Annotated in this window: 9 protein-coding genes and 3 pseudogenes; 7 read left to right on the top strand and 5 right to left on the bottom strand. The window is 39.0% G+C overall.

Going from position 1 to position 16,348, the window contains the following annotated elements:
- Positions 1-9: 9 nt before the first annotated feature.
- The 5 genes and pseudogenes from E2I05_RS07315 (at position 10) to E2I05_RS07295 (ending at position 6,745) form a co-directional block, all read left to right on the top strand.
- Positions 10-1,200 carry a Wadjet anti-phage system protein JetD domain-containing protein gene (locus E2I05_RS07315; protein ID WP_121853933.1) on the top strand — a complete coding sequence of 397 codons (1,191 nt, stop codon included), beginning with the start codon at positions 10-12 and terminating at the stop codon, positions 1,198-1,200.
- A 199-nt stretch (positions 1,201-1,399) separates the two neighbouring features.
- Positions 1,400-2,162: pseudogene (locus tag E2I05_RS07310) on the top strand (IS1 family transposase).
- A gap of 129 nt (positions 2,163-2,291) precedes the next feature.
- On the top strand, positions 2,292-2,822 hold the full coding sequence (locus E2I05_RS07305) for a hypothetical protein (RefSeq protein WP_121855080.1): 531 nt from the start codon (positions 2,292-2,294) through the stop codon (positions 2,820-2,822).
- 12 nt (positions 2,823-2,834) lie between these two features.
- On the top strand, positions 2,835-5,873 hold the full coding sequence (locus tag E2I05_RS07300; protein ID WP_121855085.1) for a DEAD/DEAH box helicase: 3,039 nt from the start codon (positions 2,835-2,837) through the stop codon (positions 5,871-5,873).
- Positions 5,873-6,745: an SWIM zinc finger family protein gene (locus E2I05_RS07295; RefSeq protein WP_121855081.1), complete on the top strand. Its 873-nt coding sequence runs from the start codon at positions 5,873-5,875 to the stop codon at positions 6,743-6,745. The genes E2I05_RS07300 and E2I05_RS07295 overlap by 1 nt, the downstream gene beginning before the upstream one ends.
- Before the next feature lie 306 nt (positions 6,746-7,051).
- On the opposite strand, the gene E2I05_RS07290 is transcribed toward E2I05_RS07295, so the two are convergent.
- The 5 genes and pseudogenes from E2I05_RS07290 to E2I05_RS07270 form a co-directional block, all read right to left on the bottom strand.
- Complete coding sequence (locus E2I05_RS07290; protein WP_121855082.1) at positions 7,052-7,336, bottom strand: type II toxin-antitoxin system RelE family toxin; 285 nt, start codon at positions 7,334-7,336, stop codon at positions 7,052-7,054.
- Complete coding sequence (locus E2I05_RS07285; RefSeq protein WP_425325195.1) at positions 7,326-7,571, bottom strand: type II toxin-antitoxin system Phd/YefM family antitoxin; 246 nt, start codon at positions 7,569-7,571, stop codon at positions 7,326-7,328. The genes E2I05_RS07290 and E2I05_RS07285 overlap by 11 nt, the downstream gene beginning before the upstream one ends.
- A gap of 777 nt (positions 7,572-8,348) precedes the next feature.
- Positions 8,349-9,478, bottom strand: a pseudogene (locus E2I05_RS07280) (IS701 family transposase); the annotation flags it as partial.
- A gap of 63 nt (positions 9,479-9,541) precedes the next feature.
- Positions 9,542-9,985, bottom strand: a pseudogene (locus E2I05_RS07275) (IS110 family RNA-guided transposase); the annotation flags it as partial.
- Positions 9,986-10,523: 538 nt separating this feature from the next.
- Complete coding sequence (locus E2I05_RS07270; RefSeq protein WP_121854932.1) at positions 10,524-10,892, bottom strand: hypothetical protein; 369 nt, start codon at positions 10,890-10,892, stop codon at positions 10,524-10,526.
- A 577-nt stretch (positions 10,893-11,469) separates the two neighbouring features.
- Between E2I05_RS07270 and E2I05_RS07265 the strand changes: the two genes are divergently transcribed.
- Both E2I05_RS07265 and E2I05_RS07260 read left to right on the top strand, forming a co-directional pair.
- Positions 11,470-14,742, top strand: coding sequence for a pentatricopeptide repeat-containing protein (locus tag E2I05_RS07265; protein ID WP_121854931.1), 3,273 nt, complete (start codon positions 11,470-11,472; stop codon positions 14,740-14,742).
- 238 nt (positions 14,743-14,980) lie between these two features.
- On the top strand, positions 14,981-16,183 hold the full coding sequence (locus tag E2I05_RS07260; protein WP_121854930.1) for a J domain-containing protein: 1,203 nt from the start codon (positions 14,981-14,983) through the stop codon (positions 16,181-16,183).
- Positions 16,184-16,348 lie beyond the last annotated feature (165 nt).

Below are 16,348 nucleotides of genomic sequence, written 5' to 3'. Positions count from 1 at the left end.
GGAAGTCCAATGACATTGAACGATATTCGAAAAAAAATCCACAAGAAATGGCAAAGCTTTGCCCTGCATAACGCCTTTCTTTGTGGAGAAAGCCCGTTCCCATTGCGATTTCCGCTGCCAAAAGTGACAGACAAGCAACTGCTGCACGATTTTGCGAAAATCACCGAGCAGTGGCAAACACTCAAACAAGATATGGTTAAATACCCGATGTTAACGCTGTGCTGGACGTCACGGAATTTTAACGTCATGGGCACGCAAAAGGTACCAGAAGCCATTGAAATCTCAGATTTAGCTTCACTACTTAGTTTTGTGAGAGAAAATCAGAACTGGCAACAATTTACACAAGATGCACACCAACTCTCACACACATATCCTCAATTAGCTGAATGGCAAAAAAAATCAGCTCGTAAAATCTGGCAACATCAAGGTAAATGGCCACGGCTCATTCAGGTTTGCCATTACTTTCTAGAAAACCCCAAACCCAATTGCTACCTTCGTGAACTGACGATACCCCAAGTTGACACTAAGTTTATTGAAGGTAACCAAGCCATGTTAAAGGAATTGCTTGATATTTTATTACCAGAAAGTGCGATCAACGATGAGGTTAGCGGGTTAAGCAACCATGGGTTTGCTAGACGCTTCGGTTTAAAATACGACCAACCCTTAATCCGTTTTCGTATGCTGGATCCGCAGCTTTTCTCTGAATTTAATGACATCAGCGATCTTAGCTTACCCATCGAAGAATTTGCTAAGCTTGATTTACTCGTTGATCGGGTGTTCATTACTGAAAATAAGACCAATGGCTTATCTTTTCCAAACAAAAAAAACAGTATCGTGATTTTCGGCTTAGGCTATGGGATACAACAGCTCAAAAACATTGATTGGCTAAGACAATGTCAAATCCATTACTGGGGAGATATGGACAGTCATGGTTTCGCCATGCTTTCTCAAATCCGACACTACTATCCGAAAACGCAATCATTATTGATGAATACTATCGTCTTAATGGCCTGCAAAACACAGTGGCAGTCTGAAGTGACCCCTTGCAGATTAACCTTTGAGCAGTTAACTCTTCTTAGCCCCGAGGAACAACAGATTTATCAACAACTGGCTGATGGATTTAAGACGAAACATGTACGCTTAGAGCAAGAAATTATTCCGTTTGATTGGCTAAATGATGCATTAAATTTACTACCATGATCCTAAGTTACCTATTTCAACTCTAATTACAACCTGATGTGTGAATCTTATAACTCATTGAAATTGCTCATATCGTCATTCCTGCGAAGGCAGGAATCCAGCGTCTTTTTCTTTTTTAGAGCAAAAAGGGGTAGTGGGCTGAAGCAGTGAATTGATCTATCATGGTTGCACTCTAGTTTCATTTATTTTAGAGAATATCATGCGTCACTCTGTAGATGTTCAATGCCCTCACTGTCAAAGTACTTCAATATCAAAAGCAGGAAAAAGCCCAAAGGGGCAGCAAAGATATTTATGTACCAATTCTGAGTGCCCGAAAAAACATTCTTACTTCATTATGTTAAGCGTGCTTGGGAAGATGAAGTAAAAGAAACAGCCATTGACATGGTACTTAATGTTAGCGGAATAAGGGATACAGGTAGAGTGTTAAATATACACAAGAATACAGTGATAAACGCCATTAAAAAAAAGAAAAGAGCATTGTCCACGTAAATCCTAGTTACACTCAAAGAGATAGCAACTCAAACATTGAAATCGATATAGAGTTGGTCTGCGAAGAAGCAGAGATCGATGAGCAATGGTCATTTGTAGGTAAAAAGGTTAACCAGAGGTGGCTATGGCATGCCATAGACCATAGTACGAATACAGTTGTAGCTTATGTCTTGAGGAAAAGAACAGACGAGGCTTTCAAAGAGTTACAGACATTGCTCGAGCCACTAGACATAAAGAAATATTATACCGATGACTGGGGTGCGTATAAGCGAAATTTGCCACCAGAACAGCATGAAGTAGGAAAAACTAATACCCAAAAGATTGAGAGGAAAAACCTCAATTTTAGAACTTGGATTAAAAGATTAGCACGAAGAACGATTTGTTTTTCAAAGTTAGAAAGTATGCACGATACGGTAATAGGTTTGTTAATCAATCGAGTAGAATTTGGGATTGATATTCATGCCTACCACTAAATTAGCCCACTACCGAATAATTCTCACAAGTGACATTTACAATTGGAATAACCGAACATACTCAAGTGATTGATATAGGAGCCATCACTTGCTAGATTCTGTTTGTTTTTAATAAACTCAGGCAATTCAATGAACATTCAAGATGTCTTCCAACAACTCGAAACAGCGAGTGACTTTGAACTATTCCGGCTAAAATGTGCCATTGACAAAGTATTAGAAGATCCTGATCGAAGCAACAACCTAAAAGCAAAGCTGTCACTGGGCATGAAGGTAGAATACTTCTGTCCAGACAGAAACAAAGCCATCTTATGTGAAGTGTTAAAAGTAAACCGCACGCAAGTTAACATTAGAGAAATTGAAACTGGAAAGGGCTGGAATATGCCTTTTTATTTTTTGAATTTAGATCACATTGAAACCAGTCTTCAAAGTAATATGAAGGTTGGAATGTCTAAAGCTGAAATTGCCCTTGGTGACACTTTAGGCTTTATTCGCAGCAGAGATAACCAAGAATGTATCGGCACAGTAATGAAGCTTAATCCCAAAAGAGTGGTTATTCATCTTAAAGACGGGCTTTGGAATGTGCCTTATTCCCAAGTGTTTCCTATTTTGGATTCGCATGCTGTTGATACTCAAACAACTGGCATATTAATTGAACAATAGTTGACGGTTCATATGAAATTAATTCATCTTTTTTGGCAAGCAAACCTAGACGATTTCGATAATTCTGGCGCATTATATTTGTGGATAGAAAGCAGACACATCACAAGACAAAATGGATATTACCCGTATCAATTAGATTCTGCATTGCTTAGTGAATTGTGCAGTGATCTACTCTCTACTGCCAGCAAACCTAAAATAAAGTCTGTTTTGATGCCTTGTAATAAGCAAAGCAATGCGATTCCGTCGCCGATCATTGCTAACTTGTGTGATGTGATTGATTTGGATTACCATCAACATGGCAAACAAAAGCTCAATATTATTGAATTATCTCAGCCGATTGAATTTCTAAAACAGCTAAATTTTAAAAGTTTCCATTTTGACGACGACTTAAACTTGGCCGATGATGCAAAATTCTGGATCAAGTTTGCTTACGAACTTATCGACACAATAAAACAAGATTTATATGTACCAAGGCTAATAAAACCAGAGCTATTACCGCATCAGCAACATCAATATTCAAATCAGCCGTTTTACACTAAGTGGCAATGGGTTGATGAAGCTTTTAATAACCGAATCCATCACATTGCGGCGTGTATGCCGTTTTCAGCTTGTCTTGGCGATTTCAATCAGTTCGATGCAATTTCAGCACTGAACCATTTTTCGGATGTTTGTCTAAATCAATTCATCAAGCAAACCTCATTTACACAGAAAGCGTTAAAAGGCGTTACTGATACCTTTGTTCAGTCAACCATTGAAGATGAATCGATATATTTAAATGATGAACAGTACCATCACTGGTACACATGGTTTAGCCGTCTTCAAAGTGAACAACAAGGTTCTGAGTTTACTATTTGTTTTAAGTTAATTGAAGCCAGTGATGGACTTGGGGATAACTGGGGACTGGATATTCAACTGCAATCTAAGCGTGATCCGTCATTTATGGTATCGCTTTGCGAGTTCTGGAAGCAAAAAGATAATGAGCATAAACTCTATACAAAGCTCCTTGGTCAACATATAGAACGTTTTTTACTGTTGCAGTTGGGCTATGCCAGTCGCATTTATCCGATTATTGAACGCTTTTTCGAAGCAAAAATGCAACTGCCATTCGCAGCCTTAACTCACGATCAAGCTTTTCAATTTCTAAAAGAAGACGCTTGGTCTTTAAGCGCTTGTGGTTATCGAATTATCGTCCCGGCTTGGTGGACAACCAAAGGCCGACTGAAAGCTAAAGCGAAGTTAAAAGCCAAGAAAAATAATAGCAGTACAAGCAAAGCCGACGGTGGATTTTTAAGTCAGGATAATTTAATTCAATTTGACTTTAATTACGCCATGGGTGAGCACGAATTAGATGCAAATGAATGGCAACAATTATTAGAAGCGAAATCCGAACTTGTGTATTTCCGTGGCAATTGGGTCGAAATCAATAAAGATGAAATGCTTAAAATGCAAAAATTGATTGAAACCGCTAATAAGGATAGAAAACAAGGTAACGTAGCCGATCTCATTTCCCTGAGTGCAGATTCAGACAGTTATGATGTCGAGCTGGATACTCAAGTTCAGCAAATGTTCGATCAGCTACTGAATAAAGATGCCTTTAAGTCAGTAGCTCAACCTAAAAATTTAAAAGCGACCTTAAGGCCGTATCAAAATCGTGGTCTTTCTTGGCTAGCCTATCTGGAAAGCCTAGGAATGAATCCGTGTCTTGCGGATGACATGGGGTTAGGTAAAACCATGCAGGTAATTTCATTGTTATTGCGAAGTCCGCAGAAACAGCCTGCAATTCTTATCGCTCCTACTTCCGTCGTGGGTAATTGGTTCAAAGAATTACAAAAATTCGCACCAGAAATAAAAGCGTTAATTCATCACGGTAGTAATCGAAAAAATATAGCATTTGCCGATCAGGTTGCACAATATCAGGTTGTTATCACGTCCTATGGTTTACTCCGAAAAGACAAAACCATATTAAAGGACATCGACTGGTCAAGGATCATTATTGATGAAGCGCAGAATATTAAAAATCCGATGGCTCAGCAAACAAAAGCTTTGCTCAGTTTATCAGCACCGTCAAGACTTGCATTAACAGGTACGCCAATTGAAAATCGACTGATGGATTTATGGTCAATATTTAACTTTTTAAACCCTGGCTTATTGGGCAGTCAAGCTAGTTTTAGAAAGCAATTCGAAACACCAATTCAGCGAGATAATAATCTTGTTCAAAACAAGCTACTCAAACGTATTGTCGAACCTTTCATCTTACGTCGTTTAAAAACGGACAAAAATATCATTCAGGACTTGCCCGATAAAATTGAACAAAAAGTCTATTGTCAACTGAGTGGTGAGCAAGCCAGTCTTTATCAGACGTTAGTTGATGAAATCACCGAGCAAATTGAAGAAGCTGAAAGCGATAACGCCAAGCAAAAAGCCGTGATGTTATCGGCATTACTAAAATTAAAACAATGTTGTAATCATCCAGCTCAATTATTACAAGATGGCAGTGATTTCAGTGTTGAGCGATCTATTAAGCTGCAACGTTTAGTCGAATTATGTACTGAGGCTATGAACAACCAGGAAAGCATTTTGATTTTCAGCCAATTTACTGATATTTGTGGACAACTTGAGTTGCTACTGAAGAAGCAACATGGCTTTAATACTTATTACCTTCACGGAGGCACCAGCCGTACAAAAAGGGAAAAAATGGTGGATGAATTTCAACAAACCGAAACGGCACCAAGTATTTTTATTCTATCGCTCAAAGCGGGTGGTGTAGGTATAACACTGACCAAAGCGAATCACGTAATTCATTTTGATCGATGGTGGAACCCTGCAGTAGAGAATCAAGCCACAGATAGAGCTTTCCGTATTGGTCAGAATAAAACTGTATTTGCACACAAGTTCATTAGCATCGGAACCATTGAAGAAAAAATCGATGACATGCTAGAAAGTAAACAAAAAATTGCAGATTCAATCGTTGGTGCTGATGAGTCATGGCTATCTAAACTCGATGCGAAAGCTTTTGTAAAACTCATTCAATTAAGCCGGGAAAACACCTAATGACATCGCAAAAAACATGGTGGGGATTAGCGTTTATTGATTCATTGACTCAATTTATTGACTCAGGTCGCTTACAGCGAGGTCGAGCTTACCGCACTGATCATCGTATGCTAGCTTTTGATCTTAATAAAAACACCATAAAAGCCACAATTAGAGGGAATATCAATCCCTATTTTGGTGTCACCAAAGAACCAAAGTACATAGTAACGTTGTCGTTAAAATCTATTGAAAAAAAACGCTGGACAGAAATCATTAGTCAGATTTGTCAGAACCCCGGCTGGATTTCCAAACTCATGCTTAATGAAATACCAGCAAACATTGAGCAAGCATTTGGTGCTAACAGCTTTTTGCCTACGTCATTTAACGATGTCACGGCGAAATGTAGCTGCCCCGATTATGCTAATCCGTGTAAACACATTGCAGGTGTTTATTATCGGTTGGCCGATATCCTTGATTATGATCCTATGCTGTTATTTCAGCTTAAGGGATTGACTACAAAAGAACTGCAAACAGCACTTAAGAAAACAGAATTAGGGCAACTTTTCTCTGAGCATCTTGATACACAAGTCAATACTGAGATCTATACATCTAAGTTTAAATACTCCCCTTTTATTGCCAAAAAAGAAGTTAACAGCAATACAAATAAAACCAGCAATAGCGCTCTCAAATCAAATCACACAGTCAAAACGTTTTGGCATATGACCGATTGGCCAGCAAAGGAGTTAGAAGTTGAGCAACAAACCATATCTGCTCCATTAATCAAAAAACAGGGCGATTATCCCGCTTTTTGGCATCGAAATAATTCATTTGTTGCCGCTATGGAGGAAATTTATCAAAATGTAAGAAAGAGAAATAAGAAGGTTTTAGGATAAAACCCTAGGGGCTGTTTATCTTTCGTGATTATTTTTGCAGCGATAAATTGGTCGTTTTATACAAGACAGAGCTTGTGCGGTTTGGTATTCCAAATAAGCAAGCGATAACGCAGTAGAAATGACCAATTTACGCTGTCTTAGATGCTTTTGAGCGTTCACTGTTCTGTATTTTAACCCGTTTACTCAGATGACTAAGCTTCACTGCTTACGCCTTGAACAGATAAACGCTCAAATAGCACAAAATTTAATCCTGAAAGATATACAGCCCCTAATTCAGATAAATTAGAATATCACGACATTATATAGCTATATTCGCTTTATAGCTGCCTTATAAACTTCATGCCGCTCACGTTTACCAACTGCGACAACAGAAACAACGATTTCTTCATCTCTAACTTGGTATACGAGTCGATAACCAGCACTTCTTAATTTAATTTTATAGCAGTCCTTCACACCACTAAGTCGTGCAGGTTCTACTCTTGGATTTTCTAGTCGTTCAATAAGTCGCTTTTTGAATTGTTGCTTGATTGTTGAATCCAATTTTCGCCATTCTTTTTCAGCATCTTGTTTGAATACAAGTTTATAAGTCATCTATGCTAATCTCTATTTCTGGTTGCTCTTTTCGTTCTTCAACCAACTTAGCGAGTTCAACATCCTCAAGCTTGTCCATAAGCAACTCATAGGCTTCAGCAGGTACACAGTAAAATGCAGGTTGATTTCGGTTAAGGACAGCAACAGGAAAACCATCGGCCTGCTCTACAACGGCCATCGGATTTTTTTTTAGCTCAGAAATACTTGTTGAATTTTCAGCCAATATGGGTCTAATTGATAACATAACAAAACACCTTTAAAACCTACTAACAGGTCTTATATTAGGTCTTTTTAAAAGTGAAATCAAAACAAAAAATACTAACGAGCTTTTAGCTATGATTATTTACTTGATAGCAAGCAGGCACGATCCAATTTTGAGCCATCGAATTAATTTGAAATTTAGCAGCAACATGTCACCTTGGCTGGTCAATGTTTCCGATCTGGCAGAATGTTTTGAAAGAAGCCGTGAAGTCGCAGTACAAGATTCCGTACACACAAGAGGGTAGTATCATGCGTTACTTGCTCTATAACCTTAAAGGTAACGCTTTATGACCTAAAAATGGTAATCATTAAAGACTTTTATTTTCATAAGGTTAACGGCAAAAATTAGAGAGGTTACCAATATTACCCCCCAGCGGGGGTGTTGATGTTTATCAACTCACAATGAAAGCACAGTAAAATTGAATTTGGCATACCGTTTATTACCTATTATGTAATAAACTGTCTACCTGCATAATCTACTTTTAATGAGCTCTACAATTTCAAATGCATGGTCATATGTCACATGCATGGTGCAGCTGATATCAAGTACCAATTTGTCTATTTGAGAGACATCTTCAAATAGTTTCTTGTTAATCGCCTCCTATGTCATAGCGCTGGCGATTACCCTTGCATCTTCGCCCAGTTTCATTGTACTTGCTTGGTGTTCTTGATAATCCGATAGTTCCATATAATCTTCTTCATACAAGGCATCGAATACTTGTGGGATCTTGGAATAATGTTTTAGGAATTGCGCATTGACAAAATTTTGAAATTTTGGTTCGAGACAACTTTTACCTTCTGAAAATGTTGCAATAAAACCTGCGACTACACCCTTGTAAAGATCACGTTGGTGTTTATACACATTAGATATGACATCAGCAGCCTGCATTTTTTGAAGATGAACAAAGCTGCAAATTGATGCAAATATATGATTTCTTATAGGTTGCTCATTGCGTACTTGAAAGTGCTCAATATGGCAGACTTGTTTAATTGCACCATGATATTGTTCAATCTGCCAGTGATGGTCATGGATGCTTAAAAACTCTTTTCTCAGCAAATAGTTAAAGTTGCCTTCTGGTAAGTAGACAACATAATGGCGTTGCTGGTCTTTTAGCATCGTCCGAAAAAGTTTCACTTTACCAAAGTCTTTCAACCAGACTTCGAGACCATCATCAGGTACATCTAGGGCTTGAACTTGCTGCAACTTTCCCTTTTCAAGCGATACTGCTCTATTGCTTTCAACTGCAAACATAAAACCTGTTTGGTGATTTTTTACCTTCTTCAGATTTGGAACGCCGCTGTACCAAGAGTCCCCCGTGACAAATGCTGGCTTCAAACCCCATGTTAAGACTTCACCCAGCATATCCTGAAAATAATCATTTTTAGTTTTGCCTTCAGACTTATCATAAATACGATAATTGACTGGCATGTGCTGACCATCTGGATCTGTGTAGTATAAAGTGATGAGATTAATCCCTTTCACAACTCGATGATGCTTACCTGACCAAAAATGTCCAACAAGTGCCATATACTTGCTATAAGGTTTATCCAGAACGCTGTCATCAACGCTAAGAGTGCCACCAATCAAGTTGTCACTGGTTTTTATTTCAAATGAATCACCCCGCCCCAAGGGGCGAGGTATCTATTAGTTAGATAAAGACGTTAGTCCGCCGCAAGCGGCGAGGAATTTACCCTACTGAGATTAAATAAATCAAATGGTTCAAACAGTTCTCTTTGAAGAAAACGGTTTACACTGTGATGAGAAATACCAGTTACCTCGGACAATCGAGTGCAAGTGGATGACTTGGGCTCACTGATCAAAAATCCCATATACATAGTTAAATTGCAGCGGGCTGTAGTTGGTCGAGTGGTACTTCTTATCATCAGTTACAATATTTAAATTTTTGAAGGATTATCATTAACTACGCAAACCTGTCAATGCGTAAGTCCTAACTCAGCCAATAGACCACGAATTTGATTGCCTAGCGCTGTTTGCATTTTAGTCCGTAGCTCTCTTATTCGGTGCAGTACTTGTATTCCTTGCTGCTCAACCGTTTTAATAGGGACGAAACGCATAGAGTTTCGTTGAGATGCTTCCGCTATTGCCAAAGCATCGTTGTAATCGTTCTTGTTCCCCATTCTAAAAGGCACTACGTACTGAGGTGCGATGGCTTTCACTTCATGACCAAGCTTGTTAAATTCTCTCGCCCAATGATAGGTACTGCCACAAGTTTCCATAACAATAATTGAAGGCTCAGTGTTCGCTATAAACTTCAGCAACTCTTGACGCTTACGCTTAACTCGTTTAATGACCTTTCCAGATGCGTTAATAAACACTAAATGAAAAATGTTCTTTGCAATATCAATTCCGATTGTTATTTTAGCCATGTGACTCTCCTCATTAAGTTTCGTTGCTTTTTCCTCCACATATCATGGCGCATTTTGACGCCGAGGGGGAATGAGGATAGTCCATACCATTAATTACAGTAATTAAATGCTCAACTCAGAGCTATGTATGTGTTCAAAGTACAAGTGAAATTGATGAAGACATAGTTATTACCGACATACGAAACTGTCGTTATTACATTGCTACGTTAAAACAATTTTAAGAAGTATTATTTATAAACCAAAGTGAGCACACACAAGCTCCCGAAGGACAAGGCTAAAGGATTCCATTACTGCGTTGCAAGTTCTTGAATTATCCCGACAAAAGCACGAAGTGCGTTGAACGCCAGCTTTGTATGGCGGCCGTTAGGGTATATAGTACTTCGAACATGTGCCTTTGTACTGAAAACCTTTATCTCTTGCTGAGTGAGAGATTAATTACTGTAATTGGTATAACAGGCCATCGTGACCTCAATATCCTTTGGCAAGTCTACACTTAATTGTTCCTTCATAAACTGCATGAGAAAGATAAGCTGTAACGTTATCGAAAGTACATTTGAAATTCTGGTTGAATAACCAATGTATCTGCAACTTCGGCAATGATCGGCACATACACTTTTTCGCTAGAGTTATGTTTCCACCACATATACAAAGAAAACACAATTGCCGTTTCAGCCATTAACTCATTCCCTACCTTGCCTGTTTGAGCAACAAACAGTTTCATCTTTGGTATGAGAGAATTTAGGTCTGTATCGTAATCCAATAGAGTTTCAAAGAGGTACTCTAACTCTGGTGAGATTGATGTAATATCTCTAAAGAGGTTTTTTAGTTCGAGTTGATGTTGCTTGTGAATTTTGAAACTTTTGGCTTTGTGCTTCGCCCTTTTTTGCCTTTTGACAATATTACTCATAGCAATGACCCATCAAAAATACAGTAGCCCCTTATACCACCCACACTCTTTATTTACTAATGCAGGGTTCGCAAAGTGATGGCAAATAGGCTGTGTTGAAAGTACCTTTTGGTATGACAAAATTTACTTTATTCTTAAGTCAGTTACCTTATTTGGTATTTTTTAGCTGAGAGCAGTCATATCAAGGCTTTCAGAATTCTAATTTTTAAGACCAACAGAAATTACAACAGAGCCGACAAATACGTGCAGAATTGCTGGCATTTGCATGTTCGCCAAATATACTGATTATTCATATCAAAAAATTATATACCAGCGACTTCGACACACAAGGTTCCTTTTTATTAACTCCATTAGAATGGTGGGTTGGCTCATTTTTGAATAAAGCCAACTTACGCTCAATTTCATTACTTCTTGTTTGAGTCTGAGGTACAACTATGAGCTATGAAATGGCTCCCTGTGCGGTGGATAATTTTCTGTTATACATATATAGAATGCCTTAAAGCTGAATATTTTTGTATTTATCTTTTCAGTGCGTTATTTCTTAGCTTGTTAATTCACTCACTTATTGAGTAATGTGATGGCGACAGTGCGCACTCCTGCTGAGCAACAATCAATATATAGATTCATGCTCAAAAGTCTCCAAGAATACCCAAGCGAAGCCGTATCCTATCTGAACTTTGAGGTTTCAATGTTTGATAGTGATGAAGGCTTACAAGAGTGCTATCAACTATTAAGCAAAACCGATAGACAAAAGTTGTATGATTTTTTCAACAAGGAACCATCGTCGACTCGCTCTAACTCTCGCACACGAGAGGCTCATTATTGTAAGAAGCCAAGTAATGCTTACCGACGTTTTGCAACCGAGCACCGCTCTATTACTCCAAAATCGAGCACTCAGTATCCCAAGCAAATACAGCAATCACCTTCCTCCCCTAATTCCTTTTTTACTCAGACCAGTGAGCTTATTCACTCTTGGAAACTTAAACAGAGAAGCAAAAATAAACTGGGTATTGAGTTAAATGCATTAATTGGTAGTTGCACTAAACTTTCGCAGCTTATTGAAATCATTCACAGCCTAAAAAACGACAAACAGGTCATGGAAACACCATGGGACATAAGGTTAATCCATAAATTGTTGCACAAAGCGGCCGAGTTTTCTGACAACCATTCATCTAGTTTCGACGGCATTTTTAGTGACATAATACGATTTAAATCGTACTATGAAGCGAAAACATGCACACTATTACTGAAATTAATTAAGTTAAATTTAAATTTTTCAGATGCCAAAGAATTGGTGCTAGGCAATGCAGCTAAAGCCAGCGTAATGCAACAATGGGGCATCAAGCCTGATGTTGCCATTTACAATGCTTTTATCACGGTATGCGCTAAAACGGGTCACTTTGGTAGTGCTTGGCAACTGGTATGTGGTGATAAGCCTGTGATGGCACCTCATTTACCACTAAAGGCAGATTCAGTCACCTGCATAAATTTGCTGAATGCTTGCGTTGAAACGGGGCGTTATGCAGAAGCCAAATCATTGGTGTTGGGCGATGGCGATACAGTTACAACCAGCTTAATTCAACAATGGGGCATCAAGCCTGATATTGCCATTTACAATGCCTTTATTACGGTATGCGCTAAAACGAACCACTTTGGTAGTGCTTGGCAACTAGTGTGTGGTGATAAGCCTGTGATGGCACCTCATTTGCCATTAAAAGCCAATCAAATCACCTGCCTGAATTTGCTGACGGCCTGCGCTGAAATGGGGCGTTATGCAGAGGCCAAATCATTGGTGTTGGGCGATGGCGATACAGATACAGACAGTTTAATGCAGAAGTGGGACATCAAGCCTAATGTTGCCATTTACAGTGCCTTTATCACTGTATGCGCTAAAACGAACCACTTTGGTAGTGCTTGGCAACTAGTGTGTGGTGACAAACCTGTGATGGCACCTCATTTGCCATTAAAAGCCGATAAAATCACCTGCATGAATTTGCTGACTGCTTGCGCTGAAACTGGGCGTTATGCAGAAGCCAAATCATTGCTGTTGGGCGATGGCAATACAGCTACAGCCAGCTTAATGCAACAATGGCGCATCAAACCTAATGCTGCCGTTTACAGCGTCTTTATCACGGTATGCGCTAAAACGGGCCACTTTGATAGTGCTTGGCAACTGGTGTGTGGTGATAAGCCAGTGATGGCACCTCATTTGCCATTAAAAGCCAATCAAATTACCTGCACAAACTTGCTGACAGCTTGCGCTGAAGCGAGGCGTTATGCCGAAGCCAAATCATTGGTGCTGGGCGATGGCGATACAGCTAGCTTAATGCAACTGTGGGGCATCAAACCTAACGTTGCCATTTACAGCGCCTTTATCACGGTATGCGCTAAAACGGGCCAATTTGATAGTGCTTGGCAACTGGTGTGTGGTGATAAACCAGTGATGGCACCTCATTTGCCATTAAAAGCCAACCAAATCACCTGCATGAATTTACTGGTAGCCTGCGCTGAATCAGGGCGTTATGCAGAAGCCAAATCATTGGTGTTGGGCAATGGCAATACAGATACAGCCAGCTTAATGCAACTTTGGGGCTTCAAGCCTAACGTTGCCATTTACAGCGCCTTTATCACGGTATGCGCTAAAACGGGCCAATTTGATAGCGCTTGGCAACTGGTGTGTGGTGACAAGCCTGTGATGGCACCTCATCTACCACTAAAGGCAGATTCAATCACCTGCATGAATTTGCTGACGGCCTGCGCTGAAATGGGGCGTTATGCAGAGGCCAAATCATTGGTGTTGGGCGATGGCGATACAGATACAGCCAGCTTAATGCAACAATGGGGCATCAAGCCTAATGTTGCCATTTACAATGCCTTTATCACGGTATGCGCTAAAACGGGCCAGTTTGATAGTGCTTGGCAACTGGTGTGTGGTGATCAGCCCGTGATGGCACCTCATTTGTCATTAAAAGCCAATCAAATCACCAGCATGAATTTGCTGGCTGCCTGCGCTGAATCGGGACGTTATGCAGAAGCCAAATCATTGGTGTTGGGCGATGGCGATACAATTACAGCTAGCTTAATGCAACAATGGGGCATCAAGCCTGATGTTGCCATTTACAGCGCCTTTATCACGGTATGCGCTAAAACGGGCCAGTTTGATAGTGCTTGGCAACTGGTGTGTGGTGACAAGCCCGTGATGGCACCTCATCTACCACTAAAGGCAGATTCAATCACCTGCATGAATTTGCTGGCTGCCTGCGCTGAGATGGAACGTTTTACAGAAGCAAAATCATTGGTGTTGGGCGATGGCGATACAGATACAACCAGCTTAATGCAACAATGGGGCATCAAGCCTGATGTTGCCATTTGCGATGCCTTTATTAAAGTATGTATTAAGGCAAAGGAAGTAAACACTGGAATATGGTATTTAGAAAAAATAATGAACAAGTGCAACATGAGTACTCTTTCACAAATGTACACTCAACTTGCACCGCTTGAAAAAGATAATTTCGCAAGCATGATTGATAAAGGGATAACACAAAGAATATATAAAAAAAATGTTGGCTTAATGAATCATTGTATAGATTTGCATATGGATAAAATTTTCGAAGAACATTCAGGCAATGATACACATATTCGAGGTGTTCCATTAGCTTTCGCAAAACTATTATTTTGTTACCACAAACAAAACAATGAATCCAACATAACATCGATCATAACTGGGTACCATGGCAATAATACGTTAAAAAATGGAATGATAAGTTTTCTCAAAGATGAATTTGGACTTGAGTTTATCGAGGATAAATTCAACTCAGGAATGATAGTATTGAGCGAGTCTACCCATTAACTTGATACTAGCAAGCACACTTTTTAGTATGAGCGCATCATAAAATGAACATCATAGAACAACGACCAGTATTATAATGTTAAACGCATTTTTGTTTTAATATTTTAAATTGATTTTGGGGCAGAAGTTACTTGTGTATTAACTTATTAGTAACATTGTAACTGCTACGGTTCAATACAATTGACTTACTTTGAAAATCAATTATCTTGTCATCATTCTTCACTAATGTACTTAATTTATGACTAGAGTTAGAGTATCTGACATTCAAAGCAGTGACGTTACAGTTAATAAAAATTGGAAAAAACTATCCACTTTGTGGGATCAAATTTCTAAGCTACAAACTAGAAACCAACGTTTAGAATCCAAAATTTCAACTTTCTATGAGCAGGCTAAACTTCAGTTTGAAAGTTATGAAATTCAAACCTGTTCTTTAACAGCCATTAAAGTCGAACGGTTGATAAGTTTCATTGCTCGCAGAACCATTAAAGGCGAACGAAGAGATGCGCTGTATGAGTTAATTCATGAAGAACTGACTGCACTGGAATCAAATCCGTTTTGGACTGAAAGTACAGCTGAATTACGCAATAGTTTCCAAAACCAAATAGCAGCAGATGCGCAGAATCAAGCAGAAAAATCACCAGAGCCAGATGAATTCGAAACAGAGGCGTTTCGTGACATGCTGGAAGACATGTTGGGCGTCGATATTGACTTCGAACACGAGAAGCTGGTCGAAATGATGAAAAATCCTCAAGACTTTGAACAATATTTTCACGATATCGCTCTGTCTCACAAAGAAAAACACGCTGATATTGAAAATATTGATTCAATGGACGAAGATGAATTAGACGAAGATTTTTTTGAGCGAGCATTTAATAATTTCAAACAAGAAGAAAGTGCTCCTTCTATTGATGATATAAAAATGCTTTTTAAATCTTCCGACCTCAATAAACTGTATAAAAAAGTGGCGTCACGTCTGCATCCTGACAAAGAAAGTGATGAGTCATTGAAAAGAGAAAAGCATGAGTTGATGCAGCAACTATCAAAAGCAAAGCGTGATGGTGATGTATTTACGTTACTTCAAATGGGACAGAAATGGCTTCCTGATTTTGAGCTTGATTTGAGTCCATCAGCATTGAAATCGATGATAAGAGTACTCGAAACCAAAGTGAAAAGTTTAAACCATCAACACAGAGATATCAGCTCAGATTCGAGTTTAAAAGGCATAGTTTGGAATCGGTTTTCAGCTCGCAGTAAAAAACAGCAGCAAACTAACATTCAAGAACATATTGACTCGTTGATAGTTTGCCAAGCTGATATACAAGAATGTATCGATACATTAACGACAGTAAAATCAGTTAACGCTTATTTGAAAGAACGAATTGAAGAAGAGCGCTGGAATTATTTCCCGAACGTTGGTGATATGCATGGTTGCCCATTCTAAGGCTCTATATTGATAAAAGAGGAGACGTTCAATAGACGAACGTCTTAATCTTTTTACTTGAGCCGAATTTGAAGATTCGTTAATAAGGAAAGAGCAGAGATTGAACATGAATTGGACAGGTTATTTGAAAAGGTGAAGCACGACATTGCCAAATATAAAATAAAG

The sequence above is a fragment of the Parashewanella spongiae genome (genome assembly GCF_004358345.1).
In the GTDB taxonomy this organism is placed as follows: domain Bacteria; phylum Pseudomonadota; class Gammaproteobacteria; order Enterobacterales; family Shewanellaceae; genus Parashewanella; species Parashewanella spongiae.
Note: the sequence above shows the minus strand (reverse complement) of the source record. Positions and strands in the feature narration are given on the sequence as shown.

What these genes read in the sequence shown, in the direction of transcription:
- E2I05_RS07290 (WP_121855082.1), bottom strand. Translation starts at nt 7,336, where the DNA reads ATGACTTATAAACTTGTATTCAAACAAGATGCTGAAAAAGAATGGCGA.
- E2I05_RS07270 (WP_121854932.1), bottom strand. Translation starts at nt 10,892, where the DNA reads ATGAGTAATATTGTCAAAAGGCAAAAAAGGGCGAAGCACAAAGCCAAA.
- E2I05_RS07265 (WP_121854931.1), top strand. Translation starts at nt 11,470, where the DNA reads ATGGCGACAGTGCGCACTCCTGCTGAGCAACAATCAATATATAGATTC.
- E2I05_RS07315 (WP_121853933.1), top strand. Translation starts at nt 10, where the DNA reads ATGACATTGAACGATATTCGAAAAAAAATCCACAAGAAATGGCAAAGC.
- E2I05_RS07305 (WP_121855080.1), top strand. Translation starts at nt 2,292, where the DNA reads ATGAACATTCAAGATGTCTTCCAACAACTCGAAACAGCGAGTGACTTT.
- E2I05_RS07260 (WP_121854930.1), top strand. Translation starts at nt 14,981, where the DNA reads ATGACTAGAGTTAGAGTATCTGACATTCAAAGCAGTGACGTTACAGTT.
- E2I05_RS07300 (WP_121855085.1), top strand. Translation starts at nt 2,835, where the DNA reads ATGAAATTAATTCATCTTTTTTGGCAAGCAAACCTAGACGATTTCGAT.
- E2I05_RS07295 (WP_121855081.1), top strand. Translation starts at nt 5,873, where the DNA reads ATGACATCGCAAAAAACATGGTGGGGATTAGCGTTTATTGATTCATTG.